The following is a 2,537-nucleotide window of genomic DNA, read 5'->3' on the forward strand; positions in this document are numbered from 1 at the left end:
TTCTTCTTCTTCTTCTTCTTCTTCTTCTTCTCTTCTTCTTCTTCTTCTGCAGGGAAAGCATTCTTTTTAACTTTTTTAGGGAGTCTTATTTCGGTAGTCTTGCCGTGGTTTTATGTTGGTTTCAGAGCTCCAACATGTTTTTAGGGGCTTTCATCTAACTTTTTTGGCAACTTAGCAGACCATAGGGTAATTTTTCGGTCGAAAATTTACCCTATGACACATATCACCCCCTCTCGCGTTTTTCAGGTATTTCTTAAGGTAGGTCAGCAGCTGTTAGGTTTTCCTTCGAAGAATTGGACGGCCCGCGTCCATCGAAGGTCGATATGGCGACCAGTTTGCCCTTTTTACAGCTCGGGCATATGTCATTGGGCTATGACAGCTTTTCCTCTTTATGTTTTAGGGGCTCTGTAACCAGCATAACTCAAAGGCGGGGCAGTTTGTCTTTTTTCCAGCTACTGCTCAAAACACCGTAATGCCGTATCCGTGTAAAGCCCTTGGCAGGACATGCAGTGCAAATCGGCGTACAAACTCCTGCGTGGAGAGTTTGAGCAGTTCTTTTTGACCTCCTTTTTTGTAGTTCTTCATCTGGAAGGTTACCGTCCTGTCCACCTTGTCCAATTGTTTGATCTGGCATTTGCTGATAGCGAGCTTATCCGTATACCTGCCCAAGTATACAGGATGGCGATCATGCCCATTTGTTCGCCAAGGTGTTTTGGGTTCGCTCCGAAATGGGGTTTCTGCCCAGACTCCCATTAGGCTCAAATAAAGAAATATATTTTCCTGAAATAGATTCAATAAAATATAATCGTACTTAAAACATTGTTACCTATTGGATAGATAACGGATGTAATTATCCATATTAATATTTTTTTATTGTAAAACAATATTTTTTTATATTTTTACAGAAATAAATAAAAATTATTTTCATGCAAAAAACAATGATTATTTCCAAAATCTTATTCTTCGTTACGAGAATATTGGGAGGCTTGTATCTAATTACTGGAATATACGGCGCATTTAGTTGGGCTACGAGCACCAATCTACAAATCAAAAATAACCGAACAATTGTTAACTATCCTTTTACTGAAAAGTCGTTTTTAATTTTAGATAGCAATACAACGTATTTGGTTTTTTCATTTTTAATTCCAGTTTTTGCGTATGGCCTGTTTTTTTGGTTGCTGTCCAATGTTTTTAAAGTATTCTATCAACGAAAATTATTTATGGCAGAAAACATAGTTCATTTGCGGCGGTTTTATCTTACCAATGTATTTCTGCCCATATTGCTCACCACATTCACATCGTTTTTTATGCAGATCGATCGTGAACTATTCTTAATAGTAATCCTTCATCTTTTTCTTGGTGTTTTTGTTTTTTTTATGTCAGAAATATTCAACCAAGGATTGACTTTACAAAACGAACAAGATTTATATATCTAAACTATGCCAATTATTATAAATATAGATGTGATGCTCGCCAAACGAAAAATGAAGAGTAAAGAATTGGTAAAACAAATTGGTATTACTCCTGCTAATCTATCAATACTGAAAAATGGAAAAGCCAAAGGCATTCGCTTTGAAACTTTAGAAAAAATATGCATGGCCTTGGACTGTAAACCTGGAGATATTATCGACTATGTAGAATAACTTATTCCAAAATAGCACGTATGAATATATTGAGAATAAACAATGTATCCCTTGTATATAACAATGGATATAAGGCACTTCATGGCATAAACTTAGAGATTAAGAATGGAATCTTCGGTTTGCTCGGACCCAACGGAGCAGGAAAATCTTCGCTCATGAAAACTATAGTTGGCTTACAAAAACCTTCTGAGGGCCAAGTTTTTTTTAACGGTACAGATGTCGTAAACAACCCATTGGAGATACAAAAACAACTAGGTTTTTCACCTCAATATTTTGGCGTTTATCCTAAAGTATCTGCTTATGATCTGTTAGAACATTTGGCCAAATTAAAGGGCATTCACAACAAGGGCGAGCGCCAAGACCAAATTATAAATCTTTTAGAAAAAGTCAATTTAATAGATGCCAAGAACAAGGAGGTGCATACTTTTTCTGGAGGAATGAAACAACGTTTTGGTGTAGCACAAGCTTTATTGGGAGAACCAAAGATTATAATTGTGGACGAGCCAACAGCAGGTTTGGATCCGGAAGAGCGAAATAGATTCAATGCATTGTTAAGCGAAAACGGCGAGGATATCATCATCTTATTATCTACACATTTGGTGGAAGATGTATAAAATCTTTGTTCACAAATGGCTATCATAAAAAAAGGAACAATTGTGGCCAAAGGAAATCCAAATCAGTTTATTTCAGCCCTAGATGGAAAACTATGGCAAAAAGCCATAAACAAAAATGAACTGCTCAAACTGGAACCAAACTTAAAAATTATTAGCAAACAATTTATCGAAAAGATACTGCACATAACTGAAGTAACCACGATAAAATCTGACAGTTAAGAATTATATTTAAAGAGTCAAAACAACAAATATTAATCCTTAAAACTGTCAGAATGAATAC

At 35.9% G+C, this 2,537-nt stretch carries 5 protein-coding genes; 4 read left to right on the plus strand and 1 reads right to left on the minus strand.

Going from position 1 to position 2,537, the window contains the following annotated elements:
- Positions 1 to 459: 459 nt before the first annotated feature.
- Entirely contained in the window at positions 460 to 753 is a 294-nt protein-coding gene (locus BUA16_RS18075) for a transposase (protein ID WP_072766102.1), read from the minus strand.
- Positions 754 to 938: 185 nt separating this feature from the next.
- Here BUA16_RS18075 and BUA16_RS19275 point away from each other — a divergent pair, with 185 nt between their 5' ends.
- Genes BUA16_RS19275 through BUA16_RS19280 form a run of 4 tightly spaced genes read left to right on the plus strand, consistent with a single transcriptional unit; the run spans position 939 to position 2,476 of the window.
- Entirely contained in the window at positions 939 to 1,436 is a 498-nt protein-coding gene (locus BUA16_RS19275) for a DUF2975 domain-containing protein (RefSeq protein ID WP_394333086.1), read from the plus strand.
- 3 nt (positions 1,437 to 1,439) lie between these two features.
- Positions 1,440 to 1,643: a helix-turn-helix domain-containing protein gene (locus BUA16_RS18085; protein ID WP_072766104.1), complete on the plus strand. Its 204-nt coding sequence runs from the start codon at positions 1,440 to 1,442 to the stop codon at positions 1,641 to 1,643.
- 20 nt (positions 1,644 to 1,663) lie between these two features.
- Positions 1,664 to 2,257 carry an ATP-binding cassette domain-containing protein gene (locus BUA16_RS18090; protein WP_072766105.1) on the plus strand — a complete coding sequence of 198 codons (594 nt, stop codon included), beginning with the start codon at positions 1,664 to 1,666 and terminating at the stop codon, positions 2,255 to 2,257.
- A 15-nt stretch (positions 2,258 to 2,272) separates the two neighbouring features.
- Complete coding sequence (locus BUA16_RS19280; protein ID WP_072766106.1) at positions 2,273 to 2,476, plus strand: hypothetical protein; 204 nt, start codon at positions 2,273 to 2,275, stop codon at positions 2,474 to 2,476.
- Positions 2,477 to 2,537 lie beyond the last annotated feature (61 nt).

Source organism: Arenibacter nanhaiticus (assembly GCF_900141935.1).
Lineage (GTDB): Bacteria > Bacteroidota > Bacteroidia > Flavobacteriales > Flavobacteriaceae > Arenibacter > Arenibacter nanhaiticus.

Bases quoted from the DNA above. Each gene is read 5' to 3' on its own strand.
- BUA16_RS18075 (WP_072766102.1), bottom strand. From the start codon at position 753: ATGGGAGTCTGGGCAGAAACCCCATTTCGGAGCGAACCCAAAACACCT.
- BUA16_RS18090 (WP_072766105.1), top strand. From the start codon at position 1,664: ATGAATATATTGAGAATAAACAATGTATCCCTTGTATATAACAATGGA.
- BUA16_RS19280 (WP_072766106.1), top strand. From the start codon at position 2,273: ATGGCTATCATAAAAAAAGGAACAATTGTGGCCAAAGGAAATCCAAAT.
- BUA16_RS19275 (WP_394333086.1), top strand. From the start codon at position 939: ATGATTATTTCCAAAATCTTATTCTTCGTTACGAGAATATTGGGAGGC.
- BUA16_RS18085 (WP_072766104.1), top strand. From the start codon at position 1,440: ATGCCAATTATTATAAATATAGATGTGATGCTCGCCAAACGAAAAATG.